28 protein-coding genes, 1 rRNA gene and 1 other annotated feature are annotated in these 25,639 nt (G+C 38.0%); of the genes, 11 read left to right on the top strand and 18 right to left on the bottom strand.

Annotated elements, in window-relative coordinates:
* Positions 1-111 precede the first annotated feature (111 nt).
* The gene (locus ACN6MT_RS18475) at positions 112-708 is read right to left on the bottom strand and encodes a class I SAM-dependent methyltransferase (protein ID WP_419887438.1); all 597 of its coding nucleotides are present in this window, start codon (positions 706-708) and stop codon (positions 112-114) included.
* A gap of 171 nt (positions 709-879) precedes the next feature.
* Between ACN6MT_RS18475 and ACN6MT_RS18480 the strand changes: the two genes are divergently transcribed.
* The 3 genes from ACN6MT_RS18480 (at position 880) to ACN6MT_RS18490 (ending at position 3,779) form a co-directional block, all read left to right on the top strand.
* Positions 880-2,148 (top strand): S-adenosylmethionine decarboxylase related protein, encoded by a 1,269-nt coding sequence (locus ACN6MT_RS18480; protein WP_419887439.1) that lies wholly within the window; start codon positions 880-882, stop codon positions 2,146-2,148.
* A gap of 174 nt (positions 2,149-2,322) precedes the next feature.
* Positions 2,323-2,727 (top strand): hypothetical protein, encoded by a 405-nt coding sequence (locus ACN6MT_RS18485; protein ID WP_419887440.1) that lies wholly within the window; start codon positions 2,323-2,325, stop codon positions 2,725-2,727.
* 134 nt (positions 2,728-2,861) lie between these two features.
* Entirely contained in the window at positions 2,862-3,779 is a 918-nt protein-coding gene (locus tag ACN6MT_RS18490; RefSeq protein WP_419956478.1) for a DMT family transporter, read from the top strand.
* 41 nt (positions 3,780-3,820) lie between these two features.
* Here ACN6MT_RS18490 and ACN6MT_RS18495 read toward each other — a convergent pair whose 3' ends face one another.
* The 4 genes from ACN6MT_RS18495 to ACN6MT_RS18510 all read right to left on the bottom strand — a co-directional run bounded on the left by ACN6MT_RS18495 (position 3,821) and on the right by ACN6MT_RS18510 (position 6,555).
* Positions 3,821-5,089, bottom strand: a complete 1,269-nt coding sequence (locus ACN6MT_RS18495) for a S8 family peptidase (protein WP_419887441.1) — start codon at positions 5,087-5,089, stop codon at positions 3,821-3,823.
* Positions 5,090-5,289: 200 nt separating this feature from the next.
* Positions 5,290-5,520 (bottom strand): hypothetical protein, encoded by a 231-nt coding sequence (locus ACN6MT_RS18500; protein ID WP_063255211.1) that lies wholly within the window; start codon positions 5,518-5,520, stop codon positions 5,290-5,292.
* Positions 5,521-5,605: 85 nt separating this feature from the next.
* Entirely contained in the window at positions 5,606-6,067 is a 462-nt protein-coding gene (locus ACN6MT_RS18505) for a flavin reductase family protein (protein ID WP_419887442.1), read from the bottom strand.
* Positions 6,068-6,183: 116 nt separating this feature from the next.
* Positions 6,184-6,555, bottom strand: coding sequence for a DUF1992 domain-containing protein (locus ACN6MT_RS18510; RefSeq protein WP_419887443.1), 372 nt, complete (start codon positions 6,553-6,555; stop codon positions 6,184-6,186).
* Positions 6,556-6,694: 139 nt separating this feature from the next.
* Here ACN6MT_RS18510 and ACN6MT_RS18515 point away from each other — a divergent pair, with 139 nt between their 5' ends.
* The 3 genes from ACN6MT_RS18515 to ACN6MT_RS18525 all read left to right on the top strand — a co-directional run bounded on the left by ACN6MT_RS18515 (position 6,695) and on the right by ACN6MT_RS18525 (position 9,585).
* The gene (locus ACN6MT_RS18515; RefSeq protein ID WP_419887444.1) at positions 6,695-8,344 is read left to right on the top strand and encodes an FAD-binding dehydrogenase; all 1,650 of its coding nucleotides are present in this window, start codon (positions 6,695-6,697) and stop codon (positions 8,342-8,344) included.
* A gap of 94 nt (positions 8,345-8,438) precedes the next feature.
* Entirely contained in the window at positions 8,439-9,038 is a 600-nt protein-coding gene (yyaC, locus tag ACN6MT_RS18520; protein WP_419887445.1) for a spore protease YyaC, read from the top strand.
* A 61-nt stretch (positions 9,039-9,099) separates the two neighbouring features.
* Positions 9,100-9,585: a GyrI-like domain-containing protein gene (locus ACN6MT_RS18525; RefSeq protein WP_419887446.1), complete on the top strand. Its 486-nt coding sequence runs from the start codon at positions 9,100-9,102 to the stop codon at positions 9,583-9,585.
* Positions 9,586-9,808: 223 nt separating this feature from the next.
* Here ACN6MT_RS18525 and ACN6MT_RS18530 read toward each other — a convergent pair whose 3' ends face one another.
* A complete protein-coding gene (locus ACN6MT_RS18530; RefSeq protein ID WP_419887447.1) occupies positions 9,809-11,401 on the bottom strand; it encodes an amidohydrolase in 1,593 nt (530 codons plus the stop codon).
* Between the two features lie 123 nt (positions 11,402-11,524).
* Entirely contained in the window at positions 11,525-12,796 is a 1,272-nt protein-coding gene (gene ilvA / locus ACN6MT_RS18535; RefSeq protein ID WP_063255201.1) for a threonine ammonia-lyase IlvA, read from the bottom strand.
* 86 nt (positions 12,797-12,882) lie between these two features.
* Positions 12,883-13,134 (bottom strand) — a binding site (T-box leader).
* Between the two features lie 194 nt (positions 13,135-13,328).
* Here ilvA and ACN6MT_RS18540 point away from each other — a divergent pair.
* Positions 13,329-13,841, top strand: coding sequence for a gamma carbonic anhydrase family protein (locus tag ACN6MT_RS18540; RefSeq protein WP_419887448.1), 513 nt, complete (start codon positions 13,329-13,331; stop codon positions 13,839-13,841).
* A gap of 655 nt (positions 13,842-14,496) precedes the next feature.
* Here ACN6MT_RS18540 and ACN6MT_RS18545 read toward each other — a convergent pair.
* The gene (locus tag ACN6MT_RS18545) at positions 14,497-15,834 is read right to left on the bottom strand and encodes an MDR family MFS transporter (RefSeq protein WP_419887449.1); all 1,338 of its coding nucleotides are present in this window, start codon (positions 15,832-15,834) and stop codon (positions 14,497-14,499) included.
* A 238-nt stretch (positions 15,835-16,072) separates the two neighbouring features.
* Here ACN6MT_RS18545 and ACN6MT_RS18550 point away from each other — a divergent pair, with 238 nt between their 5' ends.
* Complete coding sequence (locus ACN6MT_RS18550) at positions 16,073-16,387, top strand: hypothetical protein (protein ID WP_419956479.1); 315 nt, start codon at positions 16,073-16,075, stop codon at positions 16,385-16,387.
* A 34-nt stretch (positions 16,388-16,421) separates the two neighbouring features.
* On the opposite strand, the gene ACN6MT_RS18555 is transcribed toward ACN6MT_RS18550, so the two are convergent.
* The 8 genes from ACN6MT_RS18555 to crcB (ACN6MT_RS18590) all read right to left on the bottom strand — a co-directional run bounded on the left by ACN6MT_RS18555 (position 16,422) and on the right by crcB (ACN6MT_RS18590) (position 21,790).
* Complete coding sequence (locus ACN6MT_RS18555) at positions 16,422-17,546, bottom strand: NADH-dependent flavin oxidoreductase (RefSeq protein WP_419887450.1); 1,125 nt, start codon at positions 17,544-17,546, stop codon at positions 16,422-16,424.
* Between the two features lie 103 nt (positions 17,547-17,649).
* Positions 17,650-19,122: a diguanylate cyclase domain-containing protein gene (locus tag ACN6MT_RS18560; RefSeq protein WP_419887451.1), complete on the bottom strand. Its 1,473-nt coding sequence runs from the start codon at positions 19,120-19,122 to the stop codon at positions 17,650-17,652.
* 195 nt (positions 19,123-19,317) lie between these two features.
* Positions 19,318-19,644 carry a hypothetical protein gene (locus tag ACN6MT_RS18565; RefSeq protein ID WP_419887452.1) on the bottom strand — a complete coding sequence of 109 codons (327 nt, stop codon included), beginning with the start codon at positions 19,642-19,644 and terminating at the stop codon, positions 19,318-19,320.
* A gap of 163 nt (positions 19,645-19,807) precedes the next feature.
* On the bottom strand, positions 19,808-20,065 hold the full coding sequence (locus tag ACN6MT_RS18570) for a DUF1292 domain-containing protein (RefSeq protein ID WP_419887453.1): 258 nt from the start codon (positions 20,063-20,065) through the stop codon (positions 19,808-19,810).
* A 140-nt stretch (positions 20,066-20,205) separates the two neighbouring features.
* Positions 20,206-20,322, bottom strand: a 5S ribosomal RNA gene (gene rrf / locus ACN6MT_RS18575).
* Between the two features lie 163 nt (positions 20,323-20,485).
* Positions 20,486-20,626, bottom strand: a complete 141-nt coding sequence (locus tag ACN6MT_RS18580; RefSeq protein ID WP_169803741.1) for a hypothetical protein — start codon at positions 20,624-20,626, stop codon at positions 20,486-20,488.
* 376 nt (positions 20,627-21,002) lie between these two features.
* Positions 21,003-21,359 (bottom strand): fluoride efflux transporter CrcB, encoded by a 357-nt coding sequence (gene crcB / locus ACN6MT_RS18585; protein ID WP_419887454.1) that lies wholly within the window; start codon positions 21,357-21,359, stop codon positions 21,003-21,005.
* The gene (crcB, locus tag ACN6MT_RS18590) at positions 21,356-21,790 is read right to left on the bottom strand and encodes a fluoride efflux transporter CrcB (protein ID WP_419887455.1); all 435 of its coding nucleotides are present in this window, start codon (positions 21,788-21,790) and stop codon (positions 21,356-21,358) included. Before crcB (ACN6MT_RS18590) ends, crcB (ACN6MT_RS18585) begins: the two co-directional genes overlap by 4 nt.
* A 145-nt stretch (positions 21,791-21,935) precedes the next feature.
* Here crcB (ACN6MT_RS18590) and ACN6MT_RS18595 point away from each other — a divergent pair, with 145 nt between their 5' ends.
* From ACN6MT_RS18595 to ACN6MT_RS18605, 3 genes are all read left to right on the top strand, one after another.
* A complete protein-coding gene (locus ACN6MT_RS18595; RefSeq protein ID WP_419887456.1) occupies positions 21,936-22,157 on the top strand; it encodes a spore coat protein in 222 nt (73 codons plus the stop codon).
* A gap of 140 nt (positions 22,158-22,297) precedes the next feature.
* The gene (locus ACN6MT_RS18600; protein ID WP_419887457.1) at positions 22,298-22,861 is read left to right on the top strand and encodes a spore coat protein; all 564 of its coding nucleotides are present in this window, start codon (positions 22,298-22,300) and stop codon (positions 22,859-22,861) included.
* A gap of 31 nt (positions 22,862-22,892) precedes the next feature.
* Positions 22,893-23,318 (top strand): spore coat protein, encoded by a 426-nt coding sequence (locus ACN6MT_RS18605; RefSeq protein ID WP_419887458.1) that lies wholly within the window; start codon positions 22,893-22,895, stop codon positions 23,316-23,318.
* Positions 23,319-23,411: 93 nt separating this feature from the next.
* On the opposite strand, the gene ACN6MT_RS18610 is transcribed toward ACN6MT_RS18605, so the two are convergent.
* Positions 23,412-24,290 carry a proline iminopeptidase-family hydrolase gene (locus tag ACN6MT_RS18610; RefSeq protein ID WP_419887459.1) on the bottom strand — a complete coding sequence of 293 codons (879 nt, stop codon included), beginning with the start codon at positions 24,288-24,290 and terminating at the stop codon, positions 23,412-23,414.
* A gap of 490 nt (positions 24,291-24,780) precedes the next feature.
* Positions 24,781-25,503, bottom strand: a complete 723-nt coding sequence (locus ACN6MT_RS18615) for a TerC family protein (RefSeq protein ID WP_419887460.1) — start codon at positions 25,501-25,503, stop codon at positions 24,781-24,783.
* Positions 25,504-25,639: the final 136 nt, after the last annotated feature.

The raw sequence follows: 25,639 nt of genomic DNA on the forward strand, positions 1-25,639 counted from the left end.
AAAACTGTCTTTGCTTCCCTATTAAGTAAAAAAATCAGATAAAAGGGAATCAAAAGTTGATTTTGATTCCCTTCCAGGTGAAAAAAGCTGATCTGTGGGAATCAAAAGGTACTACTCCTTTCGATTCCATAGCTCTGCTATTATGAATAGGTCTTTGTAACATGTTTCTAGTTTCTCCATCTCGAATCCTTTGGATGTGAATGCCTTTAATGTTTCTCTATTCAGGCAGCAGCCGTCACAAATTTTACTCCAAAAGGGTGTTAGGCCATCCTGCATGCTGCTGAGTACCTTATTTTCCATTTTGACGTGTTCAAATAATAGGATTTTTCCGTTAGGTTTACACACTCTTTTTAATTCATTAATCGCCTCGTCAACATTTGGTATTGTACAAAAAACCAGTGTTGCAACGATGGTATCAAATGTATGATCCTCAAAAGGAAGGTTTTCTGCGCTGGCGTTAACCAGATCAATAGGTACCTCAGCTAATTGAAGCCTTGGCAATGATTGATCAATCATATGCTGACTCGGTTCTATGGCAATGACATGATCAACATTACGATACAATGGAAAATTTACTCCAGTACCTGAACCAAGTTCAAGTACCGTCCCTGTTGCACCTTTAAGCAGGTCTTTACGGATGCTTTTAAACCGCCTTCGTTCCAAGGGACTCATAAAAAAATCATACCATTTTGGAAATGTACTGCTCACTACCTTCAACTCCTAATCTCGTGCTCCTGTATCTACTATTTTTATCATTTATCCTACCACAAGGTCCAGTAGTAATATGAAAACCATATATTATTATTCTAAGATAATCATCCAATCCTTTTCTACCTTTTGTACATATTATAGTATAAAAAATATGGACGAGGTGTTGAAATGAAAGATCACCAAACAGTTATATCCATTTTCGGAAGTGCTGGCGGGGTCGCAAAATCTGTTCTTTCCATTTTAAATCATTCAGCAAATGATACCAAAGACCCCATACATCAACTTATAACAAATAGTGCAATTCACTTAATAGATTATAAACAAAAGGAACTCCTGTATTATCAAAGCTTATTTCCTCATTTAACGAACAGGATACACTGCCATCAATTTGACCTTAAAGATAAAGATCAGGTAAAAAAACATTTAACTAGTACCAAAACAAGTATTGTCATTGATGTTTCATGGGCCGATACCGTTGATATGCTCCATTGCTGTGATGAATTAGGTATCCAGTATGTTAACTCTGCACTAGAAAATACGTATATTGATGACCATGAAGAACAGTTTGCCGGTTTTCCGCTAATCGAACGAATTCATTATTTTGAAAAACATAAGGACACTTTTAAAAACACTAGTGCGATTGTTTGTTCTGGAATGAATCCAGGAGTGGTACAGTGGATGGCATTCGAACTGATGAAACAACATGTAAATGAACAACCCCTGGGCTGCTACATTGTTGAGCATGATACCTCTTTTTTTAAGAAAAAGTCCCAGGCAAAAAAGAATGTCATCTATACAACTTGGTCTCCCGAATGCTTCCTAGACGAGGCGATATTGTGCTATCCAATGTTCATGAAACATCGGACCCCGCTTTTTTTATATGAAAATGTTTATGATATTGAATTTAAAGTTACCTTAGGAAAGAAAGTTTTTCATGGCTGTCTAATGCCACATGAGGAAGTTTATACGCTAGGCAAGCAATTTGATATGGAAAGTGGTTTTTTGTATAAGGTAAATGACCACACCACAAAAATTATCCGTGAGCACTTAGATGACTCAGACGTTTTATGGGATTTTGAAATGAAAGTACTCAATCCCTTAGATGCCCCGTTGACGGGTGAGGATTTAGTCGGTGTATTGCTGGTTTATCCAGATAAAGAGCGTTATATCTATAACGTGTTAGATAACGAAAGTATTTTTACTCAATACAAAACAAACGCAACTTACTTTCAGGTGGCTTGTGGGATATATGCTTCCCTATCCGTCCTCCTTCTTGACCAAATACCAAAGGGTGTTTACTATGTGGACGAGTTATTGCTAAAGACGAATAATCAATATGGACAATATTTAACCTACTATATGACAGATTTTGTAATCGGAGAAAATGCCAAAACAGACGGATTGCTTTTAGACCGAATGAGAGAATTTCAGGATTAAAGAGAGCTTGGAGTAAAATCTCCAAGCCCTCTTTGATGTTTACCTTTCAATCAAATGACAACACATCTTGTGTCATATATAGCCGATTTTAAATTATTTGTAGAAGATTAATCGTACTAATACCCAATGGACGTTAATAAAATAGAATATACGTTCGATGAGGAGGAGAGGATCTTGGTTAAACAGAATGATTCCTTCATTACAGATGAGATGTTGGTGAAATATTATGAACTTAATAAGAAGAAAAAGGAAATTGAGTTGGAAATGAATCAATTAAAGGACCTGTTCCAGGACTATTTTAATAAACTTGTCGGTCCTACGAATAAGGCAGAAATCACGATAAATAATTATAAATTACAACGGCAAATCAGGAAAATAGAAAAATTTAATGAAGATATAACGGTCAAAAGATTAGAAGAATTAAACATGAACGATCTCATTCAGGTTATAAAAAAACCAGATGATGTCAAAATCAAATCTGCACTCCAGCTGGGATTATTAAGTGAAAGCAACTTAGAAGGCTGCGTTGTTACCTCCTACTCCCCTGCGATTTCGGTAAAAACATTAACACCAAGATAGTCGAAAAAGTCATTAGACAATGATTCTGTCTAATGGCTTTTCTTTTGTTAATAATCCTAAGAGTCAAAGAATTTTTCCTCTTTTAAACTTTTTCAATTTCTGGTAAATTAATAGAATGGTTTATTTGGGGAGGGATATCTTTGACCACACTTGGTGCTTCTTTGTCGTACCCACGAACAAAAGGAATTTTATTAGTAGTAATGGCGGCGACATCGTGGGGTGTATCAGGAACAGTAGCGCAGTACCTATTTCATCAGCAAGGATTCAGCACGAATTGGCTGGTGGTAATACGACTGCTTTTGGCTGGACTGGGATTATTACTTTTTGCTCATATAGTTGGGAAACAAAATATATGGAGTATTTGGAAAAATAAGCAGGATGTTTTACAGCTCGTTTTGTTTGGAATTTTTGGCATGCTCGGTGTTCAATATACTTTTTTTATGGCTATAGAGCAAGGTAATGCAGCCACCGCTACCGTCTTGCAATACTTGGCACCGGTACTTATTGCCTTATATTTTTGCTTTCGTACTAAGTCATTACCTGTGAAACATGAGGTGACTGCCATTGTAATGGCGTTAGGCGGGACATTCCTCCTGGTCACAAAAGGTAATATTCAGGCACTGTCGATATCTGGATCTGCCTTTGGATGGGGAATACTATCGGCTTTTGCACTAGCTTTTTATACTCTATACCCTGTTAAACTACTTTCGAAATGGGGAACGACCTTAACGGTTGGCTGGGGCATGATGATTGGTGGTTTTGGTTTAAGTTTCTTCCATCCTCCATGGAAAGTTGAAGGTCACTGGTCCCCTGCTTCGTTTATGGCTGTTGCATTTGTCGTTCTAGTTGGTACATTACTCGCATTTCTATGCTTTATGGAAAGCCTAAAATACATAAAAGCCTCTGAAGCGAGCCTTCTTGCCTGTATTGAACCACTATCTGCCGCATTTCTAGCGGTTGCCTGGCTTCATATTCCCTTTAGTCCAATTGAATGGATAGGGGCAATTCTGATCATCGCAACTATTTTTATACTCTCTGTTGTCAAACGGTAATGAAAAAGCCATCTGAAAACTAAGATGGCTTTTCTCTATGATTATTTTACTCTTGCAAAACCGAAACCTGAAGCATAGTCATCCCCAGTTGCTGCACCATAGCCGCCTTTAATATCGTACAGTTTAGCCCTTCTTTGTAACTCAGAACGAAGCTGAGCGTTAGACCAAGACAGATTCGATGACCAAATTTTTGCTGCTAAGCCTGATACGTGAGGAGTTGCCATGGAAGTTCCACTGATTGTATTGTAATTCCCATCATACCATGTGGATTCAATTGCAGCACCCGGCGCAGAAATCTCTACATCTTTTTCTTGGATCACGTAATCACCATCTGTTAAAGGATTACCACGAGAAGAGAAATCGGCAATGCGGTATGTGCCATTTTGCTGAACATTTTCTAAGGCCGCTACTGCAACGGCATTCTTTAAGGCACCTGGATATCCAATAGTATTGGCCGCATACCCTGAGTTACCGGCTGCTGCCACAACTAATACTCCCTTGCTATACGCATAATCTACTGCACTAGCAATCATTGTGTCTTTTCCACTTGATCCGAGTGACATCGATAGGACTACTTTTGATCCTGTTCTTACGGCTTCATCTGCTACGTGACGAATGGCACCTGCAATATCATCAGAATATCCAGATCCACTGTCCGTTAAAACCTTATATGCCCAAAGCTTAGCCTGTGGCGCTACACCATAGATACCTAATCCATCTGAGGCACCATGAGCTAGTACAGTTCCTGCAACGTGTGTACCATGTCCATTCCGATCTGTACATGTACCATTAATAATAGGTGATGATGATTGGGTAAAGTCTTTACATTGTTCGGCACTCCCTGTTAAATCATAATGGTTAATATAAGTACCTGTATCTAACACAGCTACCTTGATTCCAGCACCGCCAGATGTACTTGTGATGTTCGGGTCATTATAAATTGCCTGCATGCCCCACGGAGTGCGGTCACTTGGAAGAGATGTAATAGCAGTAGTACCGATTTTATCTTTTGATGCATTTTCTACACGATCCAATTGTACTTCTGAAACCTTCTCAATCGTTAAATTTTTATTATTTAGTAAAGCTTGGTATTGTTTAGAATTGACAGTGGTTGTATATCCTTCGGTTCCAAAATCCCATCGTACTCCAGTTGTTTGCTTGGCTTTTACTTTTTCAGAACTAGGTCCATTAATATTGACTCGAAATGTTTCATTAGAATCTGTGCCTTCACCATAAGCCGCAGATGCAAATAACGAGACCCCCATTGTTAATGCAAGTAGTGCTGAAGCAATCTTTTTTTTCTTCCTCATTTTATTTCCCCTCTCCTATTTTTTTATGTACAGCTTTCTTTGTGCTGTAATACTGAGTTTATTTAGAAACTTCTAATTAATCAATATATTATCATCATTGAAGAGTTGGGAAATAATTTGGTGTAATGGCTTCATCCTTTAGTCTTTTTTGATAGAAAAAAGACCTCCAAATGATTGAAGGTCTCTTCCATTTTATTACTCTATGGAAAGAAAGTTTTTATAACAACAGCCAAAACGAATACTGCGACAAAGATACTAACATAACCACGCGGTTTTTTACCTTGGTTCAGTTCATCTATACCACCGACTAAGATGAAGGCAAATAAACCTAACATCATAAAGGGCTGAGCAACAAAGTTTTTCGTAATCAATCCAAATAGAGCTAATATTAAAACGATGATGCCTAAAATAAGTCTAATTTTTTTTAACAAGGTCAATCCCTCCTCTTCTAATTGTACAGAACTTGACCAGAATCACAATAAGAAAAAGCTGCCATGTGACAGCTTTTCAAATACGTTATTCTGATAACTTTCGGTATTGGCCGCCGAAGTATAACAATGGGTCCCCTTCGTTTACCTTTAGTTCAGTAACCTCGCCAATAAATAAAATGTGATCTCCTGCCTCAACCTCGTTATAAAGAGTACATGTGAGGTTTGCAAGTGCGCCTTGAATGACGGGCAGATTTCCAAATTGCTCAAAGCTATAAGGAGTATCCTCCTTCATTTGCCCTGCAAAACGCATAGATTCTGTTTGCTGTTCTGCGGATAAAAAGCTAACGGCAAATTTTTTGGATTTTTGAATGAGTGGAAGCATTCTTGCTCTTTTATCGATCGAAACAAGGATTAATTTTGGATTTAGTGAGACAGATACAAACGCATTCGCTGTCATTCCATGTGCTTCACCTTCTAATTCCGTTGAAACAACGGTAATACCCGTTGCGAATTTCCCCATTGCATTTCGAAAAAAACGATCGTCCATTTCTCAACATCCCTTCTTTTTTTTGATGTGTTGCGTATCTATTGAACTAGTCTAGATCAAATATTCTTTCTTTATCTTAGTCACTTTATCTACTATTTGATTCATTCCTCTGTTCTCTACTGCCAAATTTTAGTATGCAGGTCAATATCCTCTAAGGAAATTAACATCTTTTGCATACTTGTTGGACATTCGATATTATATTTTTTTACTTTGACATTCAAATCATCAATAAAGCTATTAATCTTCTCTTCAGAGGTCCCGTCGTCTATTAGTTTAAGCAGTTTTGCCATATCTTGCTTGATTTCCTTTTGTAATGCAACAAAAGGTGGTAAATAACCGGCTTCTTTGGCCGTTTTTTGAAAATTAGAGTAGATATCACCGGAGAAAAAATTTTTGGGAAGCGGTTTGCCGAAACCAGGAAGTCGTTTCGCCTCTTCTAAATCTTCGATTCTTGCGTCTGGGTTATATTTCCCTTTACTATTCGTCATGGTTAGAATAATCTCCCCTCACTAAAACATTACTACTATTATTCTATTTTTGGTGTCCATATTCCTGTTACTATTCCTCAATTGACTTTTCGGAATATTTAAAATACCATCAAGATATCTTATGTTCTGGAGGTAAGTTATGAAGTTTGATGTGATTGTAGTAGGCGCCGGACTCGCTGGTTTAGTGGCAACAGCTGAGCTTGCTGAGGCAGGTAAGAAAGTGCTGCTGCTGGATCAAGAACCTGAGGCTTCAATGGGCGGACAAGCCTGGTGGTCATTTGGAGGATTGTTTCTTGTGGATTCACCTGAACAACGAAGGCTGGGCATAAAAGATTCACGGGAACTTGCCTGGCAAGATTGGCTCGGTTCTGCTGGCTTTGACAGAGAAGAAGACGAAGATTACTGGGGAAAAAAATGGGCACAGGCCTATGTTGATTTTGCTGCCGGTGAAAAACGTGAATGGTTATATAAAATGGGAATCACTTTCTTTCCTGTAGTCGGATGGGCAGAGCGTGGCGGATACTTAGCGGATGGGCATGGAAATTCTGTTCCGCGGTTCCATATTGTATGGGGGACCGGTCCAGGTATTGTTGAACCATTTGAGAAAAGGGTCCGCAATGCCATGGCGACTGGACTTGTAGACTATCGACCTCGTCATCGCGTCAACCAATTGCTTACAGAAAACGGTGCTGTTGTGGGAGTGAATGGCTCCATTCTTGTCCCTAGCTCAGCTGCTCGTGGCGAAGCAAGTTCGCGTGAAGTAATTGGTGACTTTGAATTCCATGCAAAGGCAGTCCTTGTCACAAGTGGTGGAATTGGGGGCAATCCAGAGTTGATTCGAAACAATTGGCCGCTGCGGCTGGGAAATGCACCAAAAAATATGATATCAGGTGTTCCTGATCATGTAGATGGCAGAATGCTATCGATTACCGAAAATGCTGGCGGCAGAATCGTGAACCGTGATCGTATGTGGCACTATACGGAGGGGATTAAAAACTGGAATCCCATATGGAGTAATCACGGTATTCGCATCCTTCCAGGACCTTCATCCATTTGGCTTGATGCAAAAGGGAAACGTTTTCAAGCGCCGAATTTCCCGGGGTTTGACACGTTAGGTACGCTGGAAGCTATCCAGAAAACAGGATATGAATATTCCTGGTTTATCTTAACTCAGAAAATAATAGAAAAAGAGTTTGCGCTTTCTGGCTCAGAGCAAAACCCTGACCTAACTGGTAAAAGTATAAAAAAAGTACTGTCCCGTGTTCTACCCGGTCCCACTGCTCCGGTCAAGGCGTTTATGGAAAAAGGCGAGGATTTTGTGATTGCTGATCATTTAACGGAGCTTGTGGAAGGGATGAATAAGCTAACGGGTGATAACCTTCTTAGCTATAATGAAATCGAGCGTCAGATTGCAGCAAGAGACCGTGAGCTGGACAATAAGTTTACAAAGGATCTGCAGGTGACTGCCATTCGTGGAGCGCGCAACTATATTGGCGACAAACTGATTCGTGTTGCCTCCCCTCATAAACTACTTGATTCAAAAAATGGTCCATTGATAGCGGTACGTTTACATATTGTGAGTCGAAAAACATTAGGCGGACTCCAAACAGATTTATCTGGCAGGGTACTAAATTCAGAAGGTAATCCAGTGCCTGGATTATATGCCGCTGGAGAGGTTTGCGGTTTTGGCGGCGGCGGGGTTCATGGGTACCGTGCACTAGAAGGAACCTTTCTGGGGGGATGCCTATTTACTGGCAGACAAGCAGGACGTGCACTAGCAAAAGAATAATAGATTAATTGATTTGATTTTGCAAAAATAGAAGGATATTTAATTAGAAGTTAAGAATTGTTTGTCAATATAAAAGATAGTGAGGTGTTAAAGCATGGGCAGCAGCACTGTTAGTTGTAGTTTACAATCTAGACCTAATATAGTAATTCCCTTTAATGATAAATTAGCACCTCTCTATATTCGCCAGGCACTTTATTCTCTTATCCCAGACACGACTGAACATATTTATGTAATTGGAATTGGCTCTAGTCGGATTAATGGCGATAGCCTGGGTCCTTTTGTTGGAAGCCTGTTGAAGAACAATTATCCTGATCGCTTAACCGTCCTTGGAAACCTGCGGGCACCACTAGATGCAACAACACTTGTCCCGGAATTAGCACAACACTCCTTCCGTAAAAATAGTTTTGTTATCGCAATTGATAGTGTGTTAGGAAGCGAAGAATTGGTAAATTCCCTCGTGGTTAAGGATGGATCGATTGTCCCTGGAGTTGGGCTGGGAAATGTTCTTCCCCCAATTGGGAACTGCAGTATAACAGGTGTGGTCACCGAGAATAATCCTGCCTTAAAAGATTCTTTGTTATGTACAGATCTTCATCTTATATATACGATGGCTACTTCGATTGCTAAGGGAATCTCTTTAACTGTTAGACAATATTTTAGATACCCATCTGATCGATCTTTATTAGTTGTATAACCACTTGAATAACAACTGTATAAGGAATTTATGAAACTTTAAGATATAGGGAGGAAATAAAGTGAACTATGAAATTGTAACGTTACCAGCCTTTCGGGCAGTGGGATTAAAATGGGAGGGAACATTTTCAGAAATTGTACCGAATTTAAAAGAAGTCATTCAACAAACAGAAGACCGAGCAGATGAATTAAAGTATAAGGTGAATCCCAGTGTTCAATTAGGTCTATCTTATCATGTAGTTGAAAATGGGTTCGCACATTATGCTGTGTATGAAGTGAGTGACGAGCAGGAGATTCCTGATGGAATGATTGAAATAAGAGTTCCTGAATGGACGTATGTGAAGACTACACATCACAAAGGAAAAGATATACATAAGACATATGCGGATTTACATCAATGGCTATTTGATAGTGACTATACCGTTTTAAGAGAAGCTGGTGTAGATTACTATGATCCTTATATGCCGATTAAACATGAATATTGCCCTGTTGATCGTGATCCGAGTGATCCACATTTTGATATTTATATACCGATTATAAAAAAATAATGTTTTTATTTTGAAATTATTTCAGCGCACTTTTTAGAGTCTGTCTGCTTTGGTGTGCATACTCCTGCTAAATGATACGCCAAGGATCGCTAATTAGCATGTTAATATGAGTAAAATTCTTTTTGTATTCAGCAAATAAAGCAGTCCAATAAATAAGCTAATATTGGATTGCTTTTATTTGCTGCTTTTTTAATTTTTGTACTTCATCGCTACTCTTTTTTTACTAGACCCTTTGAATTTCCCCGTCGATAATGGTCATTTCAATATTCGTAGTTAATAGTTCATCAGGATTTTCCAATTCAAAGAGATTCTTAGAATACACTGTCATATCCGCTAACTTTCCTCTTGAAATAGTCCCTTTTATTGCTTCTTCGTTTGTTGCATAGGCACCGCCAATTGTAAAAAGCTTAACTGCTTCAAACATCGAGATTTTCTGACTCTCATTCCAACACTCAGTCTTACCAGGGGTTTTTCGGGTAACAGCTGCATGAATACCAAGTAATGGATCAACAGGTTCAACTGGTGCGTCGGATCCTCCTGCACAGATAACTCCATTAGAGAGTAAGGATTTCCAGGCATATAAATAGGATTCCCGCTCCCTGCCAATCCGTTCGATTACCCATGGATAATCCCCAACAACAAACCTAGGCTGAATGTCTGCGACAATGCTTGGGTCGGCTAATCGAGCGATTAAATCATCCCTCACTAAGGAAGTATGGATGATTCGGTCACGATAATTCACCTTTGGAAATTGATCTAAAATATTGAGAACATTTTCTAGCGCCTGATCTCCTATCGTATGAACGGCTATTGGCATGGATTGCTCACGGGCGTCTTTTACAATGTTAAAAAGAACTTCCTCCGTTTGCATGGCTTCTCCAAATTGACCAGGTTCATCGTGATAAGGTTCTGAAAGCAATGCGGTTCGCCGTCCAAATGCACCATCTGCAAATATTTTTATAGCACCGATTTGCAGTTTCTCATTCCCAAAACCAGCAAACATCCCCTTTCCCTTTAACGCTGGTAGATATGGATAATCAATCAAAAGGTTGCAGCGTAACCCTTGTTGTTCCAGATTGAGTAACTCATCGTACATTCGGTACGTTTGCTCGAGTCCTCCTAAATAAGCAGGATCATTGGTATGTACACTCGTTAAGCCTTTCTTAATTGCGAATTTCATGGCTTGTCCCAACCCATTTTTTAACTCATCGTATGTTTTATCCGGGATGTGTTTGGTAACTAATTGGGAAGCAGACTCCAACAGCAGTCCTGTCGGTTTTTTTGAATATGGATCCAATACCACCCTTCCACCCTGAGGCACCTCAATCGAAGAATGATAGTGACTCATTTCAAGTGCTTTACTATTAACTAGAAATGCATGATAGCAAATCCTTTTTAAGTAAATCGGACAATGGGGCGCAACGTAATCTAATTCCTCAATAGTCGGAATCGATCCTTCTGTAAAAAGATTCTCATCCCAACCCATTCCTATCAGCCATTTTCCAGGGGAAATAGTATCTGCTTTTTGCTTTATTTTTTCGAGCATTTCTGATTTAGATGTTACCCCAGTCAGATCTAAGTCCAAAAAATTAAAAGCAACGCCTGACATGTGTAAGTGGCTGTCAATGAGTCCAGGTGTGACCATTTTCCCTTGAAGGTCAATTACTCTTGCCCCTGCTCTTCCCCATTGTAGGCTCATCTCCTGATGTGAACCTAAATCTACGATCCTGCCATTCTCTATTACCACAGACTCAACCACTGGCTGGTTGGAATCAAGGGTATAAATGACACCATTTGTATAAATGATCTTTGACACATTGCCCCCACCTTATAAATTATTGTTATCTTGAAACCATTATAAATGAAAATTCAATGAATGTGGTATCTGGTTATATGGTCACAAAAAGAAAAGAGCCCCAAATTGGACTCTTTAATGTTTCTAAACCAGCATTTGGAACAAGGTGCTGTCATTATTCACTTCACGGTAAACAAATCCTTTTGCCTTTATACGTTCGATAAGTGGGAAGTAGTCATCTTTGCACTTCAGCTCAATCCCTACTAAGGCTGGACCGGTTTCACGGTTGTTCTTTTTCGTGTATTCAAAATGGCTGATATCGTCATTTGGTCCCAACACATCATCTAAAAATTCGCGTAATGCTCCCGGCCGTTGTGGGAATTGAACAATAAAATAATGTTGCAGCCCCTCATATAGCTTAGAACGTTCTTTGATTTCTTGCATCCGACCGATATCGTTATTTCCGCCACTTACAATGCAGACTACCGTTTTGCCTTTAATTTCATCTGTAAATTGATCAAGTGCTGCAATCGAGAGTGCACCTGTTGGTTCAACCACAATCGCATTTTCATTGTAGAGAGATAAAAGTGTTGTGCAGACTTTTCCTTCCGGTACGACTACAATATCATCAACGACTTCTTTACAAATTTCAAACGTCATAGATCCGACGGTCTTGACTGCTGCTCCATCGACAAATGGGTCAATTTCTTTGAGAGAGGTCACTTCTCCATTGAAAATTGACTCCTTCATGCCAGCAGCCCCTTGGGGTTCTACACCAATTAATTGGGTCTCTGGTGAAAAATGTTTCATATAGGTTCCAACTCCAGAGAGAAGTCCACCTCCACCAATCGCTCCAAATAGGTAGTCAATTTTTTCAGGACAATCATTCAACAGCTCTACCGCAACTGTACCTTGACCAGCAATTACATCTGTGTCGTCAAATGGATGGATAAACGTTCTATTTTCTACTTGAGAGCATTCCATTGCTTTTTCATATGCGTCGTCAAAGGTATCCCCTACTAAAACAATCTCCACATGTTCCTTACCCCAAAATTTTACCTGATTTACTTTTTGTTTTGGAGTAGTCGTCGGCATAAACACTTTTCCGTTAATTTTTAAATGGTTGCAGGAATATGCAACTCCTTGTGCGTGATTTCCAGCGCTTGCACAAATAATTCCATTTTCTAATTCTTCGGCCGTCAGCTTCTTTATGCGATTATAAGCTCCACGGATTTTAAAGGAACGAACACTTTGCATGTCCTCCCTTTTTAAATAAATATGACAGTCATACCGCTCAGATAATAAGTGATTATACTGCAGAGGAGTTGGCGAAATCACATCCTTAATGGTGTGGCTGGCAATAATGATATCCTCTACTTGAACAGTTTTTTCTTTTTGGTCTACTTGTTGATTCATTTCACTTTCCTCCTCTTTTTTTCTTAAACTAGGTCGCCTTTTTAAGGCATTTATTTTTTAGAAAACAACAAAAAACCCGCCCCATGTATAGGGACGAGTTTAACTCGCGATACCACCCTACTTCCGCAGCAAAAATCACCAGGCTGCAGCTCTCGATTAACGTATCAGGAATGATACGTGTTCCATGTAACGGTGGATTATTCCGGAGCAGCTTACGTAATCTTTTCAGCTGCACATCTCAGAGATGATCTTCAGATAAGCCCTGCCATCGACTCTCAGCAAATGTCGACTCTCTTTGGACAAGGTGCTTAGCCTACTGTTCTCGTCATCAATTCGTTTTAAATTATTACTAAGATTATCACTGTAAAGCGGCAGAGTCAATATTATTTGACTATTTTAATTCTTTCGTGAACTTTAAAACGCTTTCATAAAAAGAGTTCTTTACAAATCAATATTTTTCCCTTGAAAGATTAGCAATGGTATAATTTTATTTAAATGTAAAACAATTCTGAATATAGAGGAAGTGTTAACTATGAATATTCCATACAAAGGTACCACACCTAAGGTGCATGAGAGTGTATTCGTCGCACCTGGTGCTTATATTATTGGAGATGTTACGATTGAAGAGGAATCAACCGTTTGGTTTAATGCAGTGTTGCGGGGAGATGATGGCCCAATCAAGGTTGGAAAAAGATGCAGTATTCAAGATAACTCCACTATCCATCTGTATGAAGGCTCTCCGGTTGAGATTGGTGATGATGTAACCATTGGACATAATGTTATCTTGCATGGCTGCAAGATTGGCAGTAATTCGATTATTGGAATGGGTTCGACTTTACTTGACAATGTTGAAGTTGGAGAAGAATGTATTATTGGTGCAAACACGCTTTTAGCTGGAGGTATTAAAATCCCTCCACGGTCATTGGTTCTAGGCTCACCAGGGAAAGTCGTACGGGAATTAACAGAAAAAGACCTGCAAATGCTCAAATATTCAAGTGATAACTATGTGCAAAAAGGAAAAGAATATAGAGAAATAATAGAATAAATAACGCATATAAAAGTCCATTTACATGATTGGACTTTTTCTATATAAAAGGCTATGTTAAAGAAGGCTGTTGATTTACGCTCCAAGTAACAAGCGAAGGTAAAATAAACGGAGACATTCCGGTTAAATGCAGAATGGAGCCTGTTTTGGGGTTAATAAGGGGAGGTTTTCCGGTTAAGCAAAGCAATATTATCCGATTTCACGTATTTGATGGCAATAGGCGGAATCTCTCCGTCTATTTGGTTATTTTTTATTAGTAATGACTAAATAAGCGAGATTCTTCCGTCTATTTAGATTCTTAAAATGAATAAAATCAACCATAACCTAACACACAGACAAATAAAAAGGCAAGCATAGTTCTATGCTCACCTTCTGTTCCTGCAATGCGAAATGATCATACTTTACGAATACACTGGGCTTAATCTAACTTGCTTCCTTAATAGAAAATTCAACTTAGATTGAACATTATTAAGTAGATACGTTAACCTAATCCCTAGAAGCATTAAGGTTCTTAATAAGCTAAAAAGTATATTCAAAGTATATCCCTCCACATTGAAGTTTAGTGTTAAAGGATAACATTAAGTCTAATGTTATTTAATAACACTAGGTCTATTATTTATCTGTGAAGGTATTTTATTCAAAACAAGCGGAACCTTTACTTCGTTAATGCTGTTTCTACAACAGCTGCTGTTTTCTCTGGAATTCGGAAGCTAAGAAAAATGGTAATGAAACTCAAAATCAGGGCATATAGAAAAACGTTCTTCATCCCAACGGCAAGTGTAACGCCATGGTTAATAATTACTCCCATGATGGTAACGCCAACGGATGTACCAATATTTCTTAAAAATATTTGAAGTGAAGTGGACATTCCTTTTATATTGGAATCGGCAAATTCTTGTGAAGCAATGGTACCAAGGGCAAACAATAATCCAAAGCAAAAGCCTTGAACCGTTAAGATGATAAATAAACCCGTATAGGATAAATTCTGGATGAATAAATAAAGGACCAAGCCTGAAAGGGTCGTAACAATACTGCCGATCATAAATAATACCTTGTAACCAAAGCGAATGATCCATTTTCCAGCAGGAGTACTTCCAAAGGACCAACCTAGTGCAATACTTAACAAAATCAATCCACTTTTATAAATACTCATTTGACTTCCTTCTTGCAAATATAACGGAATAAAGTTTGATGTTCCATAAAAAGAAAGGCAATAGATTAACATAAAAAGATTCGTCGATTGTAACCCTTTATTTTTTAATAATGTAACGGGCAGGAATGGTTGCTGCTCTTTTCTTTCAACAAAGACAAATAGGATCAACCCTATAAAACCACTCAAGACATACCAGAAAGGATTGCTCAAGCTGGTTGATAACAACAACAGTGTAATGGAAATTCCAAAAAGGAAGAATCCTTTATAATCGATATGTGTCTTTTTGTATTCTGCAGATTCCTTATATGGAAGTAAGCAAAGAACCGTTGCCATACCAATCGGGATATTAATAAAGAATATCCATCTCCAAGTCAATGCTTCCACAAAAAAGGATCCTAATATAGGTCCTATGATTGAAGAAATCGCCCAAATGGCACTAAATACGGCTTGGATTTTTCCGCGTTTTTCAATCGTGAATAAATCCCCGACTATGATCATGGAGAGTGGAATCATTCCTCCTGCCCCTAATCCTTGTATTCCTCTAAAAATAATCAGCGTGACCATAGAATTAGCTAACCCGCAAAGAATTGATCCAATTGTAAACAAGGTTACAGCAATCATCAAAAGCTTTTTTCGGCCATACATATCCGATAATTTCCCGTAAAGAGGAACGGTTATGGTACTGGCTAACATATAAACAACAAATATCCATGAAAACAGTTCCAAGCCCCCAAGTTGATTAACGATAGTTGGACTTGCTGTTTGCATGATATTTGTATCAAGAGCTGATATGAGTGTCGTAATCACAAGCCCTATAAATACATACTTATTCTTGTTCATTTTGTTCCTCCTAGAAGGTGTTGGTAACCATTTCAAATTGTTTGTTAGATAAATTGAACTCTACTATTATAGCAAAATGCTATTTTTTGTAACTACTATTTTCTAATTTTCGTTAACTGGATAGTAACTTCTCCTAATTGGGTATGATAATTCCTATAGAAAAGGGGGAAATTTTTTGGAAAATAACATTGTTGAGGTAATCGATGAAAGCTTGAAAGAGCAAATTGAATATGAGGTTATGGGAATGAAGTTTACGAAAAATTTCCGGTCACCAACAGCGGAGGAATGGTATATTTTTCTCCCTAGTTTTCGAGATCCGATAACCGGTGGTGCTGCTGGAAAAACCATTATTCATTATAACCTCTATGACACGAAACAGATTTTTATTAATACCACAATCATCTTTGATGATCCTACCCTGCATAAAAGCGAACAGCACCAACTTGTTTATGCTCTTGGAGATGAAATTGTAAATCGGCTGGTAGGTTATGCAGACACTCTTCTATCTGTTCATTCTGGTGAAAATTCATATAGCGCGGAGTATAAGCAGTAAGAGTTCATCCTGTGTGAGGATGAACTCTTTTACATTAACGAATGCCAGGAAACCACCCTGGTGTGTGAATAATTGCCTGCCACAGTGGATCAGGTATCACAAGCTGATCCTGATTATCCTTATTAACCTCGGTAATGATTTCATTTTCTTTACCCTCTTTTACCTTTTGTACCCAATCAGGATCGATAATCATTTCACGTCCTAGGGCAATAAGAGGTACACCTGTTTGAAAAGCTTTTAAAGCCTCATCTGGGGTATAAATGGAGCCTACTCCAATCACAGGTACTTTATCTCCTGCTCGTTCCTGGATAATTTCTATTCGTGAACGAGTATCATCCACACCTCTTCTTGGTTTTGACCAAAATTCTTGTAAAGAAACATGAAGATAATCAAGGTCTTTTTGAACTAGTTTATCGATTAACACAAGAGTATCTGCCATGGTAATCCCAGGAGTTTCTGCCTCTTCCGGTGAAAAGCGATATCCTACAATAAACGGCTTTTTGGCGTTCTCAGCCACTACTCTCTTAACTTCATCAACAACAGCCATTGGAAATGTTAACCGTTTTTCTAGACTGCCTCCCCAACGGTCTTCACGACGGTTAGAATGAGGAGAAAAAAACTGCTGAATGAGATATCCGTTTGCACCATGAATTTCAACGCCATCATAACCTGCTTCTATTGCACGGCGTGTTGTTTCACCAAAGTCGCGAATAATGGAACGAACTTCTTCGTCAGATAACTCCCGTGGTACTGGCTTTCCATTCCCTTCTGCGGGGACGCTGCTAGCACTTACCACATCACCATCGGGTATTAATTCAGGCGGGACCTGTCTGCCACCATGGAAAATTTGTAATATTGCTTTGGCCCCCTGCTCTTTAATAGCAGTTGCAAGCTTCTGTAAGCTAGGGATTAAATCATCCCTATCCCCTCCAAATTCTCCGTGAAATCCCTTTCCATTTGCTGTAACATATGTACATGCTGTAATAACCATCCCAACACCACTTGATCGTCTTGCATAATATCTTACCTCTGCTTCTGTAACAGTTCCATCTGGATTGGATGACCAATTTGTCATTGGTGCCATCACAATACGGTTTTTCAATTCGATGCCATTTTTAAATGTTAAAGTGTCAAATAATGGTGCATATTTTGTGTTCATCACTATGTACCCCCATGGTTATATCTAATTTGTTCCTCTCTTATTTTCAGTTACTTTATTGAAATTAAACTTGAAAATAATACAAAAAAAATCACCCTGGTATTTAGGCAAGGTGGGAGAGTTGGTTGAATATAAATTGGTTATGCCTGCTTTCTTTTGCAATATATAATTGTGTATCAGCCAGTTTGATTAAATCCTCTGGTTTTGTCAATTCATTTGGAATAAGTGTTGCGCAACCTATGCTGATACTGACAGTAGGTTCAGTTTCTGTGGAAATATAAGGTATATTAAGATTTTTCACATTTGTTTGAAGTAATTCAGCCACATGCGCTGCTCCTTGTTTATCGGTTTCTGGCAGCAATATAACGAATTCTTCCCCGCCATATCTTGCTGTAAAATCACTAGGTCTCTTCACTGTATTTTTTAATACAGTGGCTACTTGCCTTAAACATTCATCGCCCGCTAGGTGACCATTAAAGTCATTAAATTTTTTGAAAAAGTCAATATCAATCATGATAGCTGAAAATGGACTAGAATTTCGTTTCATGCGATTCCATTCTTCTGCCAGTTTTTCATCAAAGTATCTTCGATTCGGAATACCCGTTAACCCGTCCATGTTAGAAATATAGCGTAACTTGATATTTGCTTCATGAAGTCTTTTTTCTTTTTCTAAACGTTCTGTAATATCTCGTGAAACCGCTACAATCCCTTCTAGCTTTCGCGAATTCTTTCGGATGGTCCGAGCATTCGTTTCTATCCAAATATACGAACCATTTTTTTTCTTAATTTGATGTGTGAATGCAGCAAATTCCAATTCGGAATCCGCCTCAAGGAGTAATGTAGTTACTTTTTCGACTTCATCAGGATGTAAAAAGTCAAATAAATGGCTGCCTATCATTTCCTCTTTGTTGAATCCCAATAAATCCTTACTAGATGGCGATAAGTATTCATAATAGCCATTCGGATTGAGAAAAGAGATTAGGTCAGTACTGTTCTCTGTAATAAATCGATACAGTTCTTCATTCTTTCTTAACTCTTCTTCAAGTTTATTTCGTTTTGTAACATCTCTAAGAAATACTTCTACTGCAGGTTTTTCGTTAAAGAGAATGGGTGAAGAGGAAATTTCAATGTCTAAAATGTTATGATGTGCTGTTTTGATTTTTAGTTCAACACGGTCAAGACTTTCCTTCCCTTGACTCATCTCTTTTAACCGTCGCTTTAACATAGGATGAAATTCGGGTAAAATACAATGAAAGATGGATGTCCCAAGAAGTTTATCCGAAGGTAATTGAACTAATTCTTCAAATTTATTATTAACAAATACAATTTTTCCATCTTGGTATACAATAATCGGTTCTGGTGAGAATCTTAATAGATTACATAGTCTGTTTTCATTCATTTCAGCCTTATTCTTATAGTATACGGCCTTGTCGTAAACCCAGCCTAGTAAGGCAGCGATGGTGGCAAATAGAATGGCTTCTAGGATCGACCATGTAGTTGTTGGTTCGGTAAATGATTCTATAAAAGAAACCATCATAGAAATAAAAACGAGTGTGATTCTGCCTGTGTATTTCAACGTTGCCACCTCTGTGTGGAGTCAATTAAACTACAAATTTATCAAATACTACTACTAGTTATTACTATTATTAATATATTCACTACTAAAAGATAGTCATTTGTATTTAACATATCATAACGCTATCCCAATTGATATCAGTCAATTAAGTTATTATTTTGACATTTTATGCAAAAAAGAATACCGTAACTGGGTTTATTTTATCTCTTTAAGGACATAGCAGGTGCCATCCTCAGCAAAAAATAAACTATTTCCGGATTTTATATTAAAATTAACGTTTTTCTTATCATAAATAAGTTTATCAATTATTATAAATTTTTCCAAATACTTTTTCGTTGGATTGTAAATAATTTCCTGGTTTTTCTTTGTTGCCACAAAACCTTTTGGTTCACATAGTCTTTCAGGTTTTAGTTCAGTAAACCACTCACCGATAAGAAGAATAGATTGGGCAGTAGTTTTTGATTTTCGGTTTTGAATTGACCATACTTTCCTGCAATTACACCGATGTATTTTACACTTCATCTGCAAATACCTACCTTCAATAGAAATAAGTATGTCGATGAATTATATTCAGCCGGTGCATCAAATATTTATCCTTTACAGGGCTAAATAGCTGTAAATATGCCAGTCAGCTGGGACTGGCATTCGTTATTAGTTAACATAACATTATTATGTAATTATTCGTTTATTCTGCAGGTGCTTCCTCTACAGCAACTTGGTATGCATCTAAAATGGACTGACTTTCGACTGGATTAGAAATTCCAACTAAATATTGGTCACCTTCTTCGCCTTCTACCTGCATAAGCATCGTTTCATCCTCTGCTGCCAAAAGTGCATATGATTTGCCTTCCATCTCAAATAACGCCTCAACAGCGAATTCCTTAAGGTTCCCATCATTGTCTTGAATGGTAATATAATCACGGGGTTCGTTTTGCCTCATCATTCATTCACCTCCATAAACTTACTGTCCCCATTGAGTAATGATTTAATATGGAAACAGCTGGAGATAGCTTGCAGGTTTAGGTCAATAAAGATATGAGATTACACACAAAAACACAACCATAACAGGTTGTGTTTCGTTTCGCCTGGCAACGTCCTACTCTCACAGGGACTTTCGTCCCAACTACCATCGGCGCTGAGAAGCTTAACTTCCGTGTTCGGTATGGGAACGGGTGTGACCTTCTCGCCATTATTACCAGACTAATATTTATTTGAGGTTCATATCAATGTCAATAGTAAGTTACATTTTGTTTCCCGTCTGAAGGGAACTTTTATATAATAACACCCCTCACACTTCTAGTTCAATAGAAATATTATCCAAATAAAAGAGCTGTTGCCTTAGCAACAACCCCAGATATTTATATTATTGTCCTTGCCCGCCATTTGGCGTTACTCTGCGTGTGTGATCATCTTCAAAATTGTTTTTTCGAGCATTTTCTACTTTATCATTAAGTAATTGCTTTTGATCCACATCTGATGAAGGGGTATACTTTTTCTTAGACATTTGAAAATCCTCCTTTACAACTAATATCTACCCCTTTTATTTTGTATTCTTTTATAAAAATTAATCATCCATATATTTTTGATTTACGTATATTTTAAATAATTGCTCTTTTATTATTTATTGTTGATTTTCGTGTAAGGCCGAGAATTCATAAACGGAGAATTTCCGGCTATTGTATAAAGATGAGCTTAAGAAGCAGAAATAAGCGGAGATATTCCGGTTAACTGCTTTAAATAAGACAAATTCCATGGATTTCGATACAATAAGCGGAAAAACTCCGTTAATTTTTAAGGAAATATGGGTAATTTCCAATTTAAATGGAAATTCTCCGCTTACTTTCCAAACACGTTAAATCAACATTCAGTTTTAAAAGAGCCTAAATAATAAAACCTATAGCAGCCGTTACAATACTTACGATTACTGAACACATCACATATAGCCATGCTAAAAATTTTTTATTGGATTGTAATAAGGTAATCGTTTCATAACCAAACGTCGAGAAAGTGGTATAGGCTCCGCAAAAACCAATACCAACAAAAAACCACATTACATCACTTATTTCATTCGTCAAATGAAGCTTATAGACAATCCCTAAAAGAAAGGATCCTGTAATATTTATTACCCAAGTTCCCACTGGAAAATGTCCAGGCTTCCTTTTTCTATTAATAAAGTTGGCCAACAAATACCTGCTTGCCGCTCCAAAGGATCCCCCTATACCGATTAACCAAATCAAAGCGATTCCCCTTTCTTCCTATTAAACATCGCTAATTTTAAGCCAAAGTAGGAAAGTAGTATCCCGAAAATAATACTGCTTAAAATATAAAGGACAGCATAAAAAGTCTGTCCAGCATGAAATAAAAGAATGGTTTCCAGAGAGAAAGTTGAAAAAGTGGTAAATGAACCGATAAATCCAGTACCAATTAATAATGTTAATTCCGATTTTATATATTCCCTAATTGTAATGAATGTAAGAAACCATCCAAGGGAAAAACATCCTGCCAGGTTTATTAAAAAGGTTCCAAGGGGAAATCCATTATCTGTTTGAAGCCATTCACCTATCCCATATCTACTTACCGCTCCGAAAAAACCTCCGAGCATAACACAAATTAATTTCAATACGTTCAGCCTTCTTTCACATGAAAACAATGCTTTTTCACGAGACATTTAAAACCTTTATAAATAATACCCAAAATTATACCATATTTTTCATTTCTCCTTTTTTTTATCTGCTTTTGGACAATTAGTTTAGGAATATCAGTTGCCACATGCATATCCTGTTAATGGAAAACTATTAAGGGAGCGATTAGTGGTGAGTGATTCAAATCAAAACCCATTACTAACAGGAAAAATTATTGATTTACTTGTTAGTGATATTTTTAAAAAAAATGGGATTAATTTAGATCAAGGGAAGGCAAATTTATCTCCAGAACAAAAACAATTAATAAAGGAGTTAGTGAATGACCTATCCCAGCAGGTCGACGCCTTCGTTAAGAAAGAGAATCCTACAAAGAAAGCCGAAGAAACGGAGTAAATAATCTAAAGGACGCTAGATTAGGCGTTCTTTTCATTTTTTATAAAACAACCAAATTCAGCTCATACACACAAACACATTATTGGACAACTCCATATATTATATTGAAAACAAACTACAACAAAGGAGTGTAAAAAATAATGCCATCCAACAATAAAAAGGAAAAAAAGGATAAAAAATATCAGAAGGATGAATCTTCAGATATGTTTTATGAGGACAAGCCAGTTGCAGAAAAAACTTACGAGGAAGCACCGCAATTTGCTTACGTTTATCATGATCCAGCCGTTTTTCAAGATGCACCAGAGCAGCATACTACTCATGATTCTCATGATGCAGATGTATTCCAAGATGCAGATCAAGTTTCATTAATGGAACAAGACTCAGAGGAATTAATCTTCATTAAAGATTCTTGCAATATCTGTGTTCATACTACTAATACGCAAGCAGCTGTTTCCCTGCAAATTGCTTTACAGCTTGCTATCGCATTAGTCCTACGTGTGACTATTCTTGATTCTGATCAAGGTAATAGTGTTGCAGAAGATCTTCTTCAATATTTTGATTCCGAACAAAATAACTTCCAAAAAATCAGCATCGAAAACTCCAAAGATATCAACATCACAACAACTGATACAGACGTTGCTGCAAACATTCAAGCTTTATTACAAGTCCTTCTCACATTAGTTGCAAAAGTAGATATTGCTTAAAAAAATATAACAAATAAGAGGTGAAATTAAAATGACAGAAAAGAAATGGAAAGCATTAGACGCTTGTGAAACGAAAGATAACGGCGCAGATGTAATGCAAGAAGCTGATCAATTTGTTTCTAACAAACAGCAATCTTTTGAGTGGATCATCATTAAAGATTCTGAAGGAATTGATGTACAAACTACTGATACTCAAATCGCCCTATCTTTACAAGCAGCAATCCAAGTAGCCATCGCAATTGTGATTAGCATTACAATTGGCGATACAGAAAAAGGTAAAGCAGTTGTTCAGGACCTTAAACAATTGTTTAAAAACAAACAAAAGAACTCTCAAAAAACAGTCATTCATGGTTCTAAAAATATTAAGGTTACTACAACTGACACACAAGTTTCTGTTAATATCCAAGCGCTTCTACAAATCCTTGTCACAATTGTTGCTAAATTAGACGTTCTATAATAACAAATTCTATATTTCGTGAAAAAGGACAACCTGAGGGCTGTCCTTTTTAGTTTTAAAAAAATAGCAGTTGTAGTTGGAATAGTATGATGATCACTTGGAGTCTATTGTTTTTAGAAAGTTTCCAACTACATGTAAAAACTCTTCTTTCTCTTCAAAATAAGCCATATGAGCGCTATTTTCGTAAACGTGAAATTTCCCATTAGGAACGAGACTGCTAAAGTATTCAGTGGATTCAGGTGTTGCTTCATCATACCGTCCACATGTAAATAAGGTTGGACAACTGATTTCGTTCAAACGAGAGGTACAATCAAAATATTTTAAATTCCCTTTTACACTGAATTCAGATGGCCCCCACATAATGTTATAAATTTCGGGATTTCGATAGCCGGATCCCTTTTTAACCCACTCTGGATCTGGTGCTTCCTGTACTCTGCAAACGAATACTTTGTTAAATTCCTGAATGGCAGCCTTGAATTCCTCGGAATCCGTCGTCCCCTCTTCTTCACACCGTGTTATTGTTTCCTGAATTTCAACCGGCAGCTTTTTAAGGTTCTCTATCTGGTCCTGTTCCCAACGTGGCGCACTTAGACATGGACTTGAAAAGATAACACTCTTAACTCCATCTGGTTTTGTTAAACAATAGGCCGCACCAAGTGTTGTACCCCATGAATGACCTAATATATGTACTTCCTTCAAGTTTAAAGCTTCTCTTATCTGTGCTAATTCTTCGACAAATCGATCCAGCTGCCAAAGTGAAGTGTCACTAGGACGGTCTGACCTGCCGCAGCCTAATTGGTCGTACAAAATTACCGGTCTATCTTTTTCAAGCGCTTGCAATCCCTCTAGTGAATAACTTGAAGACCCTGGACCGCCGTGTAAAATGATGACGGGAGTAGCTCCAGAATTTTTATTGAAAATTTGATACCAAACTCTCCCGCCTGTTACCTCTATGTATCCCTCTTCATGCATAAATCTTCCCCCTTAATAACACAACAAATAAAATACTCTTTAATAGTAACTTATTTTAAAGTAATTGAAAATTTTAATTTGGCTGTGTTAAAGGAAACTGTTGATTTTAGAACCTGTTGATTGGAGCGGAAGGCGCTCGACTCCTCGAAAATGCTATCGCATTTTCTTCGTGCGTGGGCAAATTCGAGGATGTAAAACAATGTCCTGCGGGATGAACGAGCTGAGTGAGACCCCGCAGGTCGGATCGTCCGAGGACAAGGAAAAGCGGAAGCGCCTTGTCCAGCCCCGACAAGCGCTGGAGGGCCTGGCGATGAAGTCGCTCTTTGACTTCATCGTCAGGACCGAAGCGACTCGAGGGGCTAGGCGCTGTAGCTAGACAGGCTCACGGGCGAGCCCGCGAACGGCTCGCGCCTGGAGCGGAAATCAACAGCCTTGTTTAACACAGCCTTTAATTTAATCAAAAAAAGACCAAAAGCATGGTCTCTAAAATTTATTTTGTTATCGGTTTTGCTTTTAAAAAGTGTACGACGAACGTTCCTAAGAAAATTCCAATTAATAAACTAAAGAAAATCACCTCGTGCATTTGGAAGCCAAACGCTGCACCTATCATTCTAAATCCAATCATGCCAATTAAAACGAATGCAGTGGTTTCAAATTCAGGTATTCTTTCAATGAGTGCTAAGAATAATTGGGCCACACCGCGCATCATTAAAATTCCAAGGATTCCACCTAAAAACAAGACCCAGACCTGATTCGATACACCAAACGCAGCGATAACACTATCGATACTAAACGCAATATCCATCAGTTCTACGGTTAAGACGGTGCTCCAAAAACCCACTCGTTTGGTTTGAATCTCTTCCTCTCCATCTCTTTTGTTTACAAAGTGCTGGAGGACCAGCCACAGCAGATAGTGACCACCAACGATCTTGATCCAGCCAATATTAATTAACGTAACACCTATTCCAATCGCAATTACCCGAAATAGATAAGCGCCTATAATTCCATAGAATAGTGCTTTCTTTCGTTGTCCTTCGGGCAGGTGTTTGACCAAAACAGCAAGTACTAATGCATTATCAGCAGATAGTAATCCTTCTAAAATGACCAAGGTGCCAATGATACCCCAACTAGCAGGATCTGTTAATACCTCTCCCAAGGCTTCTAATGATAAAAATGAACCATAATTTGTAATGATTTCTTGTAAGAACTCCATCCCCTTGCACTTATCTCCTTTTCATGGATTTTTCTTAACGCAACCGCTTGTCTACTTATTGTATATGTATGTTAGGCAAACAATTATATGAACGTTAAATAGAAAGAGACCATGACTAGAAATCAAAAGAATAGCA

Origin of the sequence: Neobacillus niacini, assembly GCF_048572935.1 — a bacterium.
GTDB classification, from domain to species: domain Bacteria; phylum Bacillota; class Bacilli; order Bacillales; family Cytobacillaceae; genus Neobacillus; species Neobacillus niacini.